General features: G+C 68.1%; 14 protein-coding genes. 8 read left to right on the top strand and 6 right to left on the bottom strand.

Going from position 1 to position 14,635, the window contains the following annotated elements:
* Positions 1–10 precede the first annotated feature (10 nt).
* The 3 genes from LGN17_RS29175 to LGN17_RS29165 all read left to right on the top strand — a co-directional run bounded on the left by LGN17_RS29175 (position 11) and on the right by LGN17_RS29165 (position 4,501).
* Entirely contained in the window at positions 11–1,426 is a 1,416-nt protein-coding gene (locus LGN17_RS29175; protein ID WP_226200518.1) for a 3-deoxy-D-arabino-heptulosonate 7-phosphate synthase, read from the top strand.
* A gap of 182 nt (positions 1,427–1,608) precedes the next feature.
* On the top strand, positions 1,609–3,777 hold the full coding sequence (locus LGN17_RS29170) for a hypothetical protein (protein ID WP_226200516.1): 2,169 nt from the start codon (positions 1,609–1,611) through the stop codon (positions 3,775–3,777).
* A gap of 16 nt (positions 3,778–3,793) precedes the next feature.
* Positions 3,794–4,501 (top strand): DUF3142 domain-containing protein, encoded by a 708-nt coding sequence (locus LGN17_RS29165; protein WP_226200630.1) that lies wholly within the window; start codon positions 3,794–3,796, stop codon positions 4,499–4,501.
* An 88-nt stretch (positions 4,502–4,589) separates the two neighbouring features.
* Here LGN17_RS29165 and LGN17_RS29160 read toward each other — a convergent pair whose 3' ends face one another.
* On the bottom strand, positions 4,590–5,240 hold the full coding sequence (locus LGN17_RS29160; protein WP_226200514.1) for a LysE family translocator: 651 nt from the start codon (positions 5,238–5,240) through the stop codon (positions 4,590–4,592).
* A 177-nt stretch (positions 5,241–5,417) separates the two neighbouring features.
* Between LGN17_RS29160 and LGN17_RS29155 the strand changes: the two genes are divergently transcribed.
* Positions 5,418–6,338 (top strand): LysR substrate-binding domain-containing protein, encoded by a 921-nt coding sequence (locus tag LGN17_RS29155; protein ID WP_226200512.1) that lies wholly within the window; start codon positions 5,418–5,420, stop codon positions 6,336–6,338.
* 112 nt (positions 6,339–6,450) lie between these two features.
* Here LGN17_RS29155 and LGN17_RS29150 read toward each other — a convergent pair whose 3' ends face one another.
* Entirely contained in the window at positions 6,451–7,287 is an 837-nt protein-coding gene (locus tag LGN17_RS29150; protein ID WP_226200510.1) for an alpha/beta fold hydrolase, read from the bottom strand.
* 159 nt (positions 7,288–7,446) lie between these two features.
* Positions 7,447–8,277, bottom strand: a complete 831-nt coding sequence (locus LGN17_RS29145) for an oxidoreductase (RefSeq protein WP_226200509.1) — start codon at positions 8,275–8,277, stop codon at positions 7,447–7,449.
* Positions 8,278–8,371: 94 nt separating this feature from the next.
* Here LGN17_RS29145 and LGN17_RS29140 point away from each other — a divergent pair, with 94 nt between their 5' ends.
* Entirely contained in the window at positions 8,372–9,343 is a 972-nt protein-coding gene (locus tag LGN17_RS29140; RefSeq protein ID WP_226200507.1) for an AraC family transcriptional regulator, read from the top strand.
* A gap of 43 nt (positions 9,344–9,386) precedes the next feature.
* Here LGN17_RS29140 and LGN17_RS29135 read toward each other — a convergent pair whose 3' ends face one another.
* The 3 genes from LGN17_RS29135 to LGN17_RS29125 form a co-directional block, all read right to left on the bottom strand.
* Positions 9,387–10,055, bottom strand: a complete 669-nt coding sequence (locus LGN17_RS29135; RefSeq protein ID WP_226200505.1) for an NUDIX hydrolase — start codon at positions 10,053–10,055, stop codon at positions 9,387–9,389.
* Between the two features lie 286 nt (positions 10,056–10,341).
* On the bottom strand, positions 10,342–11,547 hold the full coding sequence (locus tag LGN17_RS29130) for an MFS transporter (RefSeq protein WP_226200503.1): 1,206 nt from the start codon (positions 11,545–11,547) through the stop codon (positions 10,342–10,344).
* Positions 11,544–11,909: a RidA family protein gene (locus LGN17_RS29125; protein ID WP_175034245.1), complete on the bottom strand. Its 366-nt coding sequence runs from the start codon at positions 11,907–11,909 to the stop codon at positions 11,544–11,546. Before LGN17_RS29125 ends, LGN17_RS29130 begins: the two co-directional genes overlap by 4 nt.
* 133 nt (positions 11,910–12,042) lie before the next feature.
* Between LGN17_RS29125 and LGN17_RS29120 the strand changes: the two genes are divergently transcribed.
* The 3 genes from LGN17_RS29120 to LGN17_RS29110 all read left to right on the top strand — a co-directional run bounded on the left by LGN17_RS29120 (position 12,043) and on the right by LGN17_RS29110 (position 14,522).
* Positions 12,043–12,861, top strand: a complete 819-nt coding sequence (locus LGN17_RS29120; RefSeq protein WP_174957458.1) for a TrmB family transcriptional regulator — start codon at positions 12,043–12,045, stop codon at positions 12,859–12,861.
* Positions 12,862–12,931: 70 nt separating this feature from the next.
* Entirely contained in the window at positions 12,932–13,789 is an 858-nt protein-coding gene (locus tag LGN17_RS29115) for a PhzF family phenazine biosynthesis protein (RefSeq protein WP_226200501.1), read from the top strand.
* Between the two features lie 55 nt (positions 13,790–13,844).
* Positions 13,845–14,522, top strand: a complete 678-nt coding sequence (locus LGN17_RS29110) for a hypothetical protein (RefSeq protein ID WP_226200499.1) — start codon at positions 13,845–13,847, stop codon at positions 14,520–14,522.
* Positions 14,523–14,635 lie beyond the last annotated feature (113 nt).

Here is a 14,635-nt window from a genome sequence, read left to right as displayed (position 1 = left end):
GATACCGACCATGTCGCTGACACCGCTTCCCGCCCTGCTCGACGAAACACTGCGCACCGTCGCGCGCCGCTACCGGCTGCCGCCGCTCGACAGCGCGTCGTCGCCGGCCGACGCCGCCGCCAACCCGGCCGCCACGCTCGCGATCGTGATCGAGGAAGCGCGCAGGATGCGAAGCGACGGACAGACGCCCGACGCGGTACTGCGGCAGCGCTTCGTCGACGCCCTCGCGCAGATGATCCGGGATGCAATGGACACGCGCGCCGGCGATCCCGCCTTTCAGGCCGCGGTGCTGCGACACGATGCGCCGAGCGTGCGCGAATACGCGTCGTTGTCCGCCCGCGCCGAGCAGGACCGCCGCGCGCTGCACTCGGCCGTCAACGCGATCGCGCACCCGGCCAAGCTCGAGCGCAGCGCCCGCCCGTGGCAACGCGACGGGCTCGCGCGGCTGCATGCGGCCGCCGCCGCTGCGTCGTGGGCCGAACTGCACGACACGCTGCGGCAACTGCTCGCGCTACCCGACATGGCGACCGACGCCGCGTTCGAGCAGGACATCGTCAAGCTGAAAGACAGCGCAGCGCTCGAGCGCATGCTGCGCGTCGACGCACTGGCGTCGGACGAGCACGTGCGTCGCTACCGTGCGCTCTGGGTACGCCAGGGCCCGCTCGAAGGCAGCACCGTCGCCGTCGCGCAGGGCGTCGCGTCGCAGCAGCGCGGCGCGGCCGTCGAAGCGCTGGCCGCACAGGCGCTCGACGCGCTGGCCCGCCGGCTCGACGCCGTCGACGCGCACCGCACGTACCGGGTGGTGACGTCGATGCGTGTACCGTCATCGATACCGGGCCGCCACGATCGCGCGAAAACCGAATGGGACGCAATCCTGCTCGAACGCCCGCGCGGCGATGACCCGGCGCCCGCGTGGAACGTGCGCTTCCTCGTCGAAGCGAAGGCGTCCGCGGATGCCGCGACGACCGACCTGCCGCGGCTGTTGCGCGGCCTGAACCTGCTCGCGCAGGCCGACCCGGACACGATCTATTCGTTCGAGACGCACCAGGGCACGGTGCGCGTGCACGGCGCGTCGCTGCATGCGCTGACGACCGACGAAGCAACGCTGCCACGGGAAGTGCTCTATTGCTGCGATGCCTCCGCCGACGCGACGCCGCGCCTGCTGGGCGCCGCAAGCCGGATGCAGCTGCTGTCGGCGCAAGCCAGCCTCGAATACGCGAGCGCGCTCGCGCAGCGGCCGGATGCCGATCCGGGCGGCCTCGGCGTCGTCTGGCACGCGCTGCTGACGCTGCCGCAATGGCATGCCGTGCTGCACCAGTACCCGTCGTTGCGGCAGGTCCGCGAGCTGATGGTGGCGATCGACGACTTGCGGGCCGCGATCGACGATGCGGCCGACGACGGCGTCGCCAGCAGCGCGTACGCGTAAGACGGAAGCCGCACCGGCCATCGACACGGCTTGCCCGCCGGCGCGCACCGGTCACCGATGCGCCCGGCCGCGGCCCGCACCTGCGAAATTCGTGCATGCAGTGCGGTACGATACGCGCCGGGGCGAAAACGCCTCACCTGAGAGACCGGCCGCTGCGGCCCCACACCCGGCACAAGAAAAACATGCCCAAACACCCATTGCTGCACCGACACCTGTTCGCCGCGCTGGCGGCCGGCCTGTTCTGGATTCCGGCCGCCCATGCCAGCGGCGACGACGGCTGCTATGCGCCGACCACGCTCCGCCAGACCGCCTACTCCTGCGCCAACGTGCCGATGCTGAGCCCCGCGAACGACACGCGCATCAACGCGATGCTGATGATGGTCGACAGCGCCAAGGTCGCGCAGGCGTTTCCGGATCCGAAGACGATCCCGGCGAAAGACCGGATCAACCAGATCATCGTGCCGTTTCCGATGGACTTCTCCGGATGGATCTATATCGGGCAGAAGGCGCCCGATAAAGATGGCAACGCAACGGATGCCGAAACGCCGTCGAACCAGTACGCCGACGGCGAAGGCAGCATCTGCCGCAGCATGGCCTCGGGCGCCGACGCGTTCAACGACGCCCTGGGCAGTGCCGGCGGCCTCCCCGCCGATGAAGCCGCGCGCCTGCGCGCGGCGCGCGCCGACATCGCGCAGAAAACCTGCGCGGCCGGCGGCGCAAGCGCCGCCTGGACGAAACCGCCGGTCAAGTCGCCGCTCGGTCAGCAGTTCGCCGCGTACCTCGACGGCACGAACGCGTTCTACCGCGCCGACTTCCTCACCGCGACCAAAGCCTTCGCGAGTGCGTCGCACAGCGCGAACCCGTGGCTGAAGGAAACCGGCCTCTATATGGCCGGGCGCGCGCAGTTGAACGCCGCGCAGGCCAACGTGTTCGGCAACGACAGCCCCACGCCGTCGCGCGACCGCGTGGAGAAGGTGTCGCTCGACGCCGCGAATACGGTGTTTCGCACTTACCTGAAGGTGTATCCGCAGGGGCGCTATGCGACCTCCGCGACGGGGCTGCTGCGGCGTGTCGCGTGGCTCGGCGGCAACGTGACGCAGCAGGCCGACCTGTACGGCCACGCGCTCGCGCGCTGGTCGCCGGCGACGTCGAACGTGCCGCTGATCCAGCTGGCGAACGAACTCGACAGCAAGCTGCTGTTCGGGCCGGAATTCGACGCGCGCCAGATCCAGTCGCCGACCGTGCTCGCGACCGTCGACCTGCTGCGCATGCGCACGTCGGACAGCAGCGATTCGAGCCGCAAGCCCCTGACGCTCGACGACCTGCAGGCGCAGAAGCCGCGCTTCGCGAACGCGCCCGCGCTCTACGACTACCTGCTCGCAACCTGGTATGTCCAGCTCGGCCGCAAGCCGGACGCCGCGCTCGCGTTGCTGCCGCAGACTCCGGCCGAGCCGCTCGACTACTTCGGCCTGAGCCAGCAGGCGCTGCGCGGGTTCGCGCTGGAGGACAGCGGCCAGACCGACAAGGCGCGCCAGCTGTGGCGCGACCTGATCCCGCTCGCCAAATTCCGCTTCCAGCGCGAAGCGCTGGAACTCGCGCTCGCGATCAACCTGGAGCAGGCCGGGCTCGTCAACGACGCGTTCGCCGACGATTCGCCGGTGCAGAACGCCGCGATTCGCGCGGTGCTGCTGCAACGCTCGGCGAATGCGGACCTGCTGCGCGCGCAGGCGCAAAACCAGGCGGCCGGCGGCGCGCTGCGCGACACCGCGCTGTATACGCTGCTGTACAAGGAACTCACGCGTTCGCACTACGGCGAGTTCATCGCGGACGCCGCGCTCGTGTCCGGCAAGCCTGCCGATCCGTTGAAGCCGTTCGTCGCAGCCGGTGCGAAAAACGAAGACGGTTATCCGTGCCCGTCCGCGAACGACATCGCCGCGGCGCTCCAGCAGAATCCCGCCGATGCGAAGGGGCTGAACTGTCTCGCCGATTTCGTGCGCCTGCACCCGCCCGCTGCCGGCCTCGAAAGCGATCCGGTGCCGCCGTGGATGCGCAACGCGTCGGCGGCCTCCGCCACGCGCATCCCGCCGGCGCTCGGCGGGGCGCCGTCGCAGTTCCCGGGCAAGCCGTACGAGCGGATGTCGAGCTACGTGACGGTGATGGCCGATGCACAGGCGAACCCGAACGACCGCGCCTACGCGTACTACCGCGCGATCAAGTGCTATGCGCCGGCCGGCTACAACGAATGCGGCGGCAAGGACGTGCCGAAGAACACGCGCAAGCGCTGGTTCGATGCGCTGAAGGCCAGCTACCCGGGCAGCCCGTGGGCGCAGAAACTTCGCTACTACTGGTGAGCACCGCGTGACCCGTATCGCGTGCCTGGCGTGCATCGCACTGCTGCTGGCCGGACGCGTCGCACTGGCCGGCACCGTCGATGCCGCACGGTACGACGCGTTCTGGCTATGGGCGGGCGTCAAGCCGCAGGCGGTCGTGCACGGCGCACGCACCGTCTACGTGCTGCAGGGGCAGATCGAGGCATCGCCGCAGGACGAGTCGCAGGTCCGCGTGATCGCGCAGGGCGTCGCACTGCCGCCCGCCCCGCAGGCGCGTGTGTGGCTCGTCTATCGAGCGCATACGCTGCGCTGGACGCCGCGCGTCACGCAGATCATGCTCGCGCAGCTCACGCGCTGGCGCGCATCGGGCCGCACGATTACCGGCATCCAGATCGACTTCGATGCGCGGACGCGCCACCTGCAGGATTACCTCGAATTCCTGCGGTCGCTGCGCGAGACACTGCCCGCCGATTGCCGGCTGAGCATCACGGGTCTGCTCGACTGGAGCAGCCGCATCGATACCGACCAGGTCAACCAGCTCAGGGGGATCGTCGACGAAGTGGTCGTGCAGACCTACCAGGGCCGCAGCACGATCCCCGACTACGCGAACTACCTGCCGCGCGTCGCGCGGCTGCAGTTGCCGTTTCGCATCGGCATCATCCAGGGCGGCGAATGGGACGCGCCGCCGTACCTCGCGACGAACCCGTGGTTCCGCGGCTACGTCGTGTTCCTGCGCAACGGCTAGCTCGGAGAAAGCCCGGACGGTGCCGGACATGATGGAACTCGATAAAGGCGTTGGGGCAAACGAAGCGTGACGCCGATCGCCGACGGGCTTACGCGGCACCCGCGATCGCGCCGCCGAGCCCGGCAAGCGCAATCACGAGCAGCGCGCCCGCCGACGAAGCCGTGATCCAGCGCTGCTTGCGATGAATCAGCGGATGGTTGATCGCGGCCATGTAGGCGGTCAGGATCGTGAAATCGACCGCGATCCACAGCGCGGCCAGGATGGCCAGGCTCACGCGCGAATCCGGCGTGATGGCGACAAACTGCGGAAAGAACGCGACGAAGAACAGCAGGTCCTTCGGATTCGCGATGCCGACCAGAAAGCCGCGCACGGCACCCGGCAAGCGCCGCGCCCGCGATGCCGGTTCGCCTTGCGCGGCGTCATGGCCCTCGCGCGCACGGCCGGCGCGCCATTCGCCGAGCAGCGTCCGGACGGCCAGCACCGCGATGAAGAGGCAACCCGCCACATGCAACCCCGTGAGCAGGCGCTCGCTGACGAGCACGACGCCGAACACCATCAGCATCGCCCCCGCGATCATCACGAGGCTCGCGGCATTCGCGCCCACCGCGGTCAGCATCCCCTGGCGGAAGCCGCGCCGCGCGACGGTGCCGACCACGAGCATGACGACCGGGCCGGGCGTCGCGATGAGCAGCACGATCGCGGCGAGATAGGCGAACAGCAGCGGGTAATGGAGTGCCATGAGGAGTGCCATGACAAAAAGTTGTTGAATGGGTTAACGCGTGTGCCCGGCGCGGTGGCATCATCGGGATTCAGCGCGGCGGATTGCAGGGTTTAATGAAGTATTACGTGCCCGGCCCGCAGCTGAAAAACGGAAAATCCTGCCGGATGACATGAGTTTTATTCATATTCGAAACCCGTGAAGGCCAAACCGCTCCCCCCTGTCTACGCGCTGCGTGCGTTCGAAAGCGCGGCGCGCACCGGCTCGTTCACGCTGGCCGCCGAGGAACTGAGCCTCACGCAAAGCGCGGTGAGCAAGCACGTCAGGACACTCGAGTCCTACTTCGGCCGGAAACTGTTCGTCCGGCGCGGCCCGAAAATGACCGTGACGGCGGAAGCACACATCCTCGCGTCAGGCCTGCGGCGCGGCTTCCGGCAGATCGAGGAAGCCTGCGTGCTGTTCCAGTCGCAACGCGACGTGCTGAAGCTCAAGGCGCCGTCCACGCTCACGATGCGCTGGCTGCTCGACGCGCTGGCCGCGTTCCGCGACACGCAGCCGGCGTTCGAGGTGCAGATCGCGAGCGTGTGGATGGATGTCGATACCGTCGATTTTTTCAGCGAATCCTACGATTGCGCGATCCTGCTCGGCGCAGGCAGGTTCGGCGAGGCCACGCAGTGCGTGAAGCTGTTCGACGAATGGCTGATTCCGGTGTGCTCGCGGGCGACCGCGACGGTTGCACGCACGAATCCGGCGGCGTGCGAGCTGATCCACCCGTCGCCCGATCGGCGCGACTGGCGCCGCTGGCTTAAGGGCAGCGGCCATGATCTCGACGTGGACATCACGCGCGGGCAGGTGTTCGACATGCTCGAACAGGGGATCGCGGCGGCCATCGCCGGCCACGGCCTCTCGATCGGCGATCTCGCGCTGTGCGCGACGGCCATCGACGAAAAGCAGCTCGTGCTGCCGTTCAAGACGGCCGTCAATACCGGCGACGCGTACTATCTCGTGTGGCCGGAAGACTCCGCCAAGGCCGCGCAGGTACGCGAACTGCTCGCGTTCCTGGAGAGCCGGATGCCGCGCCTGACGTTTCCGGGCATCCGCTTCAACGGCCCGGGTTGACCGCTGCGGCCGGCGATCCCGCCGCGTTGCCGACGGCGCGACTGGCGCAACCTCGCGCCACCGGCCCGCAATGACAGCGCAGGCCCGCCGAGGCAGGCCTGCGCCGACGACATTACGCCTGCACGAAAGCCAGCAGGTCGGCGTTGAGGACGTCCGAGTTGACCGTCAGCATCCCGTGCGAGTAGCCCGGGTACGTCTTCAGCGTGCCGTTCTTCAGCAGCTTGATCGACTTCAGCGCGGCATCCGCGATCGGCACGATCTGGTCGTCTTCGCCATGCAGCACGAGCGTCGGGACGGAGATCGCCTTCAGGTCCTCGGTCTGGTCCGTTTCCGAAAACGCCTTGATGCCTTCGTAATGCGCTTTGGCGCTGCCTTCCATCCCCTGCCGCCACCAGTTGCGGATCACGCCCTGATGCACGGTTGCGCCTTCGCGGTTGAACCCGTAGAACGGGCCGCTCGGTACGTCGAGGAAGAACTGCGCGCGATTGTCGGCGAGCGCTTTCCGGAAGCCGTCGAACACCTCGAGCGGCAAGCCTTCGGGGTTCGATTCGGTTTTCAGCATCAGCGGCGGCACCGCGCTGACCAGCACCGCCTTCGCGACGCGGCCGGCCGGCTCGCCGTGCTTCGCGACATAGCGCGCCACTTCGCCGCCGCCGGTCGAGTGGCCGATGTGCACCGCATTGCGCAGGTCGAGCGCTTCGACGACCGCGAACGCGTCTGCCGCGTAGTGATCCATGTCATGGCCGTCCGACACCTGCGCCGACCGGCCGTGGCCACGACGGTCGTGCGCCACGACGCGATAGCCCTTCTGGACGAAGAAGAGCATCTGCGCGTCCCAGTCGTCCGCGGACAACGGCCAGCCATGATGGAAGACGATGGGCTGCGCGTCCTTCGGGCCCCAGTCCTTGTAGAAAATCTCGACGTGATCCTTCGTTGTGACGGTTGGCATCGCGATGGACTCCTGTAAGGTGGATGAACTCGGCGCAGTGGCCGGCAGCCATTATCGGACAGGTTTGTTAAACGATGATGCGACGATGCAAATGATCGTCGACACTTTCGATAACGTGGACGGCCCCGCGACGGGCGAACGATCGTGCGCCGCCGCGCGTCAACCGTCCGTCGACAGCGTGACGGCCTCCCACGCCCGGATTTCCTCGTCCAGCGCCGCCAGCTTGCCGCGCACGAGCTGCAGCGCATCGCTGCCGAGCAGCAGGTGCGCGGGCGGATGTTCCGCCGCGATCGCCGCGAGCATCGCCCGTGCGGCCTTCGCGGGATCACCCGGCTGCTTGCCGCTCTTCTCCTCGCGCGCCTGACGAATCGGGTCGAAGATCGCGTCGTAGTCCGCGATCGAGCGTGGCGTGCGCAGCATCGAGCGGCCGGCCCAGTCGGTGCGGAACGAACCCGGCGCCACGGCCGTCACGGCGATGCCGAACGGCGCGAGTTCCTTGCCGGCGACCTCGGAAATGCCTTCCAGCGCGAACTTGCTGCCGCAGTAGTAAGCGATGCCCGGCATCGTGATGTGGCCGCCCATCGACGTGATGTTCAGGATGCGGCCACGCCGCCGCTCGCGCATGTACGGCACGACCGCCTTCATCATCGCGACCGCGCCGAACACGTTCACGTCGAACTGCCGGCGCAGCTCCGCGAGCGGCGCTTCTTCCATGATCCCTTCATGCCCGTAGCCGGCGTTGTTCACCAGCACGTCGACGGGCCCGACTTTCGCCTCGATTTCCGCCACGACGCCGTCGATGCGATCGAAGTCGGTCACGTCGAGCACCCGCGCGAATGCCCGCGCGGACAGCGCGTCGAAATCCCGCGCCGCCTGCGCGCCTCGCACGGTGCCGACCACCGTGTGACCCGCCGCGAGCGCCTCCTGCGCGAGCGCGCGGCCCAAGCCGCTACTGACGCCGGTGATGAGGATGAGGTTGCCGGATGCCATGTGAACTTCTCCCGAATGTCGATAGGAGCGTGCATACTAGTCTGGCAAACCACGTCGAATAAGCCCGATTCCGCTGATTTTCTTGCACAAAACTATGAGCACCGATCCCGCCTCCGCCCGAGCCCCATCGCTGCCGACGCGCGACCGGAAGCGCCTGGCGGCGCTGCTGCGCGCGCTGGCGCCCGACGAAGGCTACAACCTGACGGCGCTGCCGAGCGTGCGCATCCTGCGTTCGAACCGCGCGCTGTCGCGCACGCCGGTGCTGTACGACCCGGGCATCGTGATCGTGTGCCAGGGCCGCAAGCGCGGCTACTTCGGCGGCGAATGCTACCTGTACGACGAACACCACTACCTGGCGGTGTCCGTGCCGGTGCCGTTCAGCATGGAAACCGACGCCACGCCCGAGCGCCCGCTGCTCGCGCTGTACCTGCACCTCGATTTCACGATGGCCGCCGAACTCGCGGCGCAGATCGACCGCGCAGGCACGGCGGAGCCGGTGCAGACGCCCAGGAGCATGATGTCGACGCCGATGGATGCAACGATGCACGCGTCGGTGCTGCGTTTCGTCGACGCGATGCACCGGCCGCTCGACGCCGCGGTGCTCGGCCCGGCATTGCTGCGCGAGCTGTATTTCCGCGTGCTCACCGGCGCGCAGGGCAGCGCGATGCGCAGCGCGCTGGCGATGCGCGGGCAGTTCGGCCGGATCGGCCGGTCACTGCGCGTGATCCACGCCGATTACGCGCAACCGCTCGACGTGCCGCAACTGGCCAGCGAAGCCGGCATGAGCGTGCCGAGCTTTCACAGCCACTTCAAGGCGATCACGCAGGTCTCGCCGATGCAATACCTGAAGTCGACGCGGCTGCATCAGGCGCGCTTGCTGATGGTGCGCGAGGATCTGACGGCCGAGGCGGCCGGCTACGCGGTCGGTTATGGGAGCCCGTCGCAGTTCAGCCGCGAATTCAAGCGCCTGTTCGGCCTGACGCCGGCGAAGGAAACGCAGCGCATGCGCGCAAGCTTCGCCATTCCGGCGGCATTCGCGGATGCGGTGTTCGTGTCGTCGCATTGAGGTGCGTCGACACCTGCGGTCACGCATGCCGTCACGCATGCCGTCAGCGCGCGGCGGCGCGCACCAGCCCGGCGAGCGAATTCAGGATGAAGGCCGTCACGCCCCAGATGTCCTGCGCCTGCTCCGCCCAATACCATGCGCCCGTGCGTTCGCCGTCCGTGTATTGCCGCGGCAGATCCGGATTCAGCAGCGCGGAGAACGGAAACTCGAAGATCTCCGCGACTTCCGCGGGCGCCGCCTCCCATGTCGCCGTGTCCGGCACGATGCCGATCACAGGAAAGATCGCGTGATTGCGTTTTCGGGTTTTATGGATCGGCAAGCTGCCGGCCACGCGAACCGCGCCCGGCGCGAGGCGGATTTCCTCGAACGCCTCGCGCAATGCCGTCGCGCCGATATCGCGGTCGGACTCGGCCGGGCGTCCGCCCGGGAAACTCACATGCGACGAGTATTCGCTGAGATCCGACGCGCGCTTGGTCAGCAAGATCGTCGGCTCGCGCCGCGCGACGATCGCGACCAGCACCGCCGAGAATTTCCACTGCCTGTCGTTGTCCGCGAGGAGTTGCTTCGCTGTCGGCCAATCAGTGCCGGCCGGGATGCCGCAGCGTTCCACGCCGCGGACGATCGCGTCCAGCAGCGCCTGCGGCGAGCCGGTTTCCGCATGCGCGCCGACCCGCCCGCCGCTGGCGTTCGAGGCGCTTCCGTCGGGTTCCATGTCTTCCTCCTGCGTGCGGCAACCGGCACGCGCCGAACGACACGGAGCCCGGCACGTGTTGCATGGGCACGGCGTCGTGGTGGCCCATCCGATGAGCCCGTGCTCGCAGGCGATCGAGCATGACACGCGCCGGAGCGTGAATGCCTGTTCCGGCGCGAAACTATCCGCCAGCGTTCGGAGGGTCGAATGCCGGAACCGGATCGCCGTCGATCAACGGTTCATGCCGATCATGCACGAAAAATGAAGTTCCGATTCGATCGTGCGCGCACGCAGGTCGGGTCCGCCCTCAAGCGGCGGAGGTCGGCTCGCCCCGCGCGTCGATGCGGGTCGATGCGGTACCGATCAACCCGGCCGCCGCGATGGTCGCAGCCGTCACGACCATCATCGCGCCCCACCCGACCCGCGCGTTGAGCAACCCTGCCGCCGCCGCACCGCCGGCACCGGCCGCGTAGTAAAGCGTCAGGTACGCTGCGCTCAATGCCCCGGCCCGGGCCGGCTGAATCGCGACCACGCGCGTCTGGTTCGCGACCTGCGCGGCAAAGCAACCGGCATCGAACATCGCCAGCCCCACGCCCAGCCATCCGGGATGACCGAGCGCAACGGCAAGCAGCAAGCTCGACACGGCCGCCACGAAGAGCCCGCCGCGGATAACCGCGCGATCGCCGAATCGATCGGCGAGTTTTCCGGCCACGCGCGTCACGCCGAGACCCAGCACGCCCGCGAGACTGTACGCGCCGATCGCCGCGGCGCCGAGGCGATACGGCGGCTCGGCCAGGCGAAGCGCGAGCCCCACCCAGACCAGGTTGAACGCGAAGAACCAGAGCATGCCGGCACCGGTACGGCGCCTCAATTGCGCGCTATCGCGCAGCAGCCGCGCAACGGCACCGAGCGCGTTCGCCCGGCCGGGCAGCCCTTCCGGCCGGGCGCCGGGCAACAGCGCGGCAGCGCCTATGGCGGCCAGCGCAACGCACCCGGCCAGCACGAGCAATGCGCCGCGCCATCCGCACCATTGCGACAGCACGCCGCCCACGAAGCGGCTCAGCAGGATCCCGGCGGAAATGCCCGCCGACACGGCCCCCATCGCCACGCCACGCCGCTGCGGATCCGCATGTTTGCCGGCGACGGCGCTGCATTGCGCCGCCACCGTCGTCGCCGCGCCCACCAGAAAGAAGCAGGCGTCGAGCGCGAGCGGCCCGGGCGACCACGACGCGCACGCCAGCAACCACGCGAGCGCGCCCATCTGCGTCGAGACCAGCACGCGCGGACTGAACCGGTCGACCAGCGGAACCAGCCATGCAAGACCGACCAGGTAACCGAGCATCGTCACGGACGAGAGGGCCGCCATGCGCGACGCAGCCACGCCGAACTCGCTCGCGATGGCCGACAGCGACGGCTGCAACGCATAGCCGTTCGCGATTGCCACGCCGGCCGCCAGTGCCAGCACCACCGTCACGGTGCGCGACAGCGGCACGCGGTTGCCGGCGACGGTCACGCAGCGGCCCTGACCGCGATCGCCTCGACTTCCACCAGGATCTCCGGATCGACAAACGGAAGCGCATGCACGAGCGAAAACGCCGGCCGGATATCGCCGTAGATTTCGCCATGTGCGCGCGCCGCGGCTTCCCAGTTGTCGAAGTCCGCCACCACCAGGCGGCTCTGGACAACGTCCGACAACGAGAACCCGCTGTCCGCCAGCACACGGTCGATCGTCGCCAGTGCGTCACGTGTCTGCGCGTACACGTCCGCGCCTTTGCCGGCCGTCCCCGAAATGTAGATGGTGTTGTCGACGACCACGGCGCGCGAGTAGCCGACCTTGGGCTCCCACGGGGAGCCGGTGCTGATCCGTTTACGCATCTTGAAGATCCCTCCAGGCAGGTTGACGAACATTGATTACTACTTGGGTAGTACTTTTGAGCGATTGTATACTACTCCAGTAGTTAATCAAGGAATCCCACGCAGGTCGTCGTGGGCGCAGGAGCCGAGACACATGAGCGAGAACACGGAGCTGATCACGTCGTTGATCCGGCTTGGATTCACCCAGTACGAGGCGCAGGCCTACGCGGCCCTCGTCGGACAGGCCGCGCTGACGGGCGCGGAAGTCGGCCGGCGCGCCGGCATGCCGCCATCGAAGATCTACGAAACCCTGGGTCGCCTGGAAACGCGCGGTGCGGTGCTCGTGAACCGGTCGGAACCCGTCCGCTATGCGGCCGTGCCCCACCGGTCGTTGCTCGAGGACTTGCGCACGCGCTTCAATGCGGATCTCGAACTGGCCGCGGGCGCGCTCGATCGGCTGCCGGTTCAACAGGAGCCGGGGCTCGTCTGGTCGTTGAGTGGGCGGGAAGCGATCGCCAGCGCATTCGCGCGCGTCATCGTCAATGCGAAAACGCAGATCTTCGCGGGTGTCTGGGACGAAGAGATCGACGATCTCGGGCCGCTGCTCGAGGCCGCCGCGGCGCGGGGCGTCGACACACACGTGGCGATCTACGGCAATCGCACGCTCAACGGGCCGCGCCACTATGACATGGCCAAATGCGGCGCCAGCGCGCGGCTCAGGCTGTCCGGCCGCCGGCTCGCCGTCGCGGTGGCGGACAACACCGAGGCCGTGGTGGCGGAATTCGGCGATCATTCACCCGATCACGCCACCTTGACGACCAATCCGGTCATCGCGCTGCTCGCGGTCGAGTACATCAAGGCGGACGTGAGCGGGCGCGTGTTGATCGACGCAATGAGTCCGGCGGAGTACAGGAAAATCCTGAAGCATCCCGACATGCAGGCGATGCTTGCGCCGCTCGACAAGCCGAGCTGACCCATGCGACGCTGCGCGGTTGCCGGTGCATCGAGCCGCGCGCCCCCTCCCCAGGTACGGTAATCCTCCCATGACCTCCTATGCCTTCCGCCTGCTGAATGTCTTCGCCGAATCCACGTTCGGCGGCAACCCGCTTTGCGTATTCGAAGATGCGCGCGCGATGGACGACGCGACCATGCGGGCACTCGCGGTGCAGTTCAACCTGTCCGAAACGACCTTCCTGCTGCCGTCGGAGCGCGCGCATGCGCGGGTTCGCATCTTCACGCCGGGCCATGAAATGGCCTTTGCGGGCCATCCGACGCTCGGCACCGCGCATGTCGTGCGCGACCTGCTGGGTACGGGCAATGATCTCGCGCTCGAATTCAAGGCCGGCGTGGTCGACGTCAACGCGCGCGACGACGTGTGGACGTTCACCGCGCCGCACGCAGGCATGCCGAAGACGGCGCCGTGCGCATTGCCCGACGCCCGGATGGCGGCCGTGCTGGGATTGACGGAAGACGATCTGCTCGCCCCGCCGATCTGGGTCGACACCGGCGCCGACCAGTTGCTGGTCGCGCTCAAGGATCCTGCCGCCGTGCGCCGCGCGCAGCCCGACAGTGCATGTCTCGGCCTCTGGCCGACCAGCAGCCTCGGCCGCAAGACCGCCTATGTGTTCGCGTTCGACGCCGAGCGCCCAGGGACGGTGGTGTCGCGCTACTTCTTCGTGAAGCAGGGCAGCGTCTCGGAAGATCCGGGCACGGGGTCTGCGTGCGCGAATCTGGGCGGGTGGCTGCTCGCGATGAAGCGCGACCTGCCTGCCGCGTTTCAGGTCGCGCAAGGTGAAGCCGTCGGCCGGCCTTGCCTGCTGCGGTTGTCGGTCAGCGCAGCCGGTGAAATCCGCGTCGGCGGGCGCGTGATCGAACTCGGGCGCGGCGTCGTCAACGTGTAGCGGCGGCGGCGTTTGCTATGCTGCGCGCATCGCCAGCCCGAGCCGATTGCCGCCCATGAACGACCTCGCCCCCGACCTTGCACGCACACTGAACGACGCCTGCGACGCCTGCTTCGGCACGACCGCCGTCTGGCCGCTCATCGAGCGCGCGTATGGCGAGCCGCAACGCTACTACCACACGCTCGCGCACCTGGCCGAGCTGTTCGCGCATCTCGCGCCGTATCGCGCGGAACCGCTGTGGCCCGCGATCGAGCTCGCGGTATGGGCGCACGACTTCGTGTACGCGACGACGCTGCCCGATTATGCGGACAACGAAGCACGCAGCGCACGATGGCTCGTGCAGGTCACGAACGCACACTGCGGCGAGTCCTGGTTGCATGCGCACGCATCGCACGTGCGCGTTGCGCACGATCTCGTGCTCGCGACGAAGTCGCACCGGCTGCCCGATACGTTCGCGTCCGACCCGGACCTGCAGCGCGCCGGGCGGATTTTTCTCGACGCCGATCTGGCGATCCTCGCGGCCGCGCCCGACCGGCTGCGCGAATACGACCGCGCAATTGCTCTCGAATGGGCGCAGGATCCCGATGCGCCATCCGCGGCGTTCCGCGCGGGCCGCAAGCAGGCGCTCGAACATCTGCGCGCGCAGGCCCCGCTGTTTCAATCGGCGGAATTCGCGCCGCTCACACCGCGCGCGCTGCGCAATCTCGATACGTTGATCGACGCATACGCGTGAGCGTCGGGCGCGCACGCCTTGCCGCCGCCGGATCGGGCGAACTGATGTCCAAGTCACCGAATTACGTCAAATTAATTCGTAGTCTGCGTTATGTGCCGCAATGTCTTTGGCAG

Origin of the sequence: Burkholderia sp. AU30280, from assembly GCF_020420125.1 — a bacterium.
GTDB lineage: Bacteria > Pseudomonadota > Gammaproteobacteria > Burkholderiales > Burkholderiaceae > Burkholderia.
This window is presented reverse-complemented; position numbering and strand designations above follow the sequence as displayed.

Coding starts and splice junctions, on each gene's coding strand:
- LGN17_RS29175 (WP_226200518.1), top strand. CDS start 11: ATGTCGCTGACACCGCTTCCCGCCCTGCTCGACGAAACACTGCGCACC.
- LGN17_RS29170 (WP_226200516.1), top strand. CDS start 1,609: ATGCCCAAACACCCATTGCTGCACCGACACCTGTTCGCCGCGCTGGCG.
- LGN17_RS29160 (WP_226200514.1), bottom strand. CDS start 5,240: ATGGCACTCCATTACCCGCTGCTGTTCGCCTATCTCGCCGCGATCGTG.
- LGN17_RS29150 (WP_226200510.1), bottom strand. CDS start 7,287: ATGCCAACCGTCACAACGAAGGATCACGTCGAGATTTTCTACAAGGAC.
- LGN17_RS29145 (WP_226200509.1), bottom strand. CDS start 8,277: ATGGCATCCGGCAACCTCATCCTCATCACCGGCGTCAGTAGCGGCTTG.
- LGN17_RS29140 (WP_226200507.1), top strand. CDS start 8,372: ATGAGCACCGATCCCGCCTCCGCCCGAGCCCCATCGCTGCCGACGCGC.
- LGN17_RS29135 (WP_226200505.1), bottom strand. CDS start 10,055: ATGGAACCCGACGGAAGCGCCTCGAACGCCAGCGGCGGGCGGGTCGGC.
- LGN17_RS29125 (WP_175034245.1), bottom strand. CDS start 11,909: ATGCGTAAACGGATCAGCACCGGCTCCCCGTGGGAGCCCAAGGTCGGC.
- LGN17_RS29120 (WP_174957458.1), top strand. CDS start 12,043: ATGAGCGAGAACACGGAGCTGATCACGTCGTTGATCCGGCTTGGATTC.
- LGN17_RS29115 (WP_226200501.1), top strand. CDS start 12,932: ATGACCTCCTATGCCTTCCGCCTGCTGAATGTCTTCGCCGAATCCACG.
- LGN17_RS29110 (WP_226200499.1), top strand. CDS start 13,845: ATGAACGACCTCGCCCCCGACCTTGCACGCACACTGAACGACGCCTGC.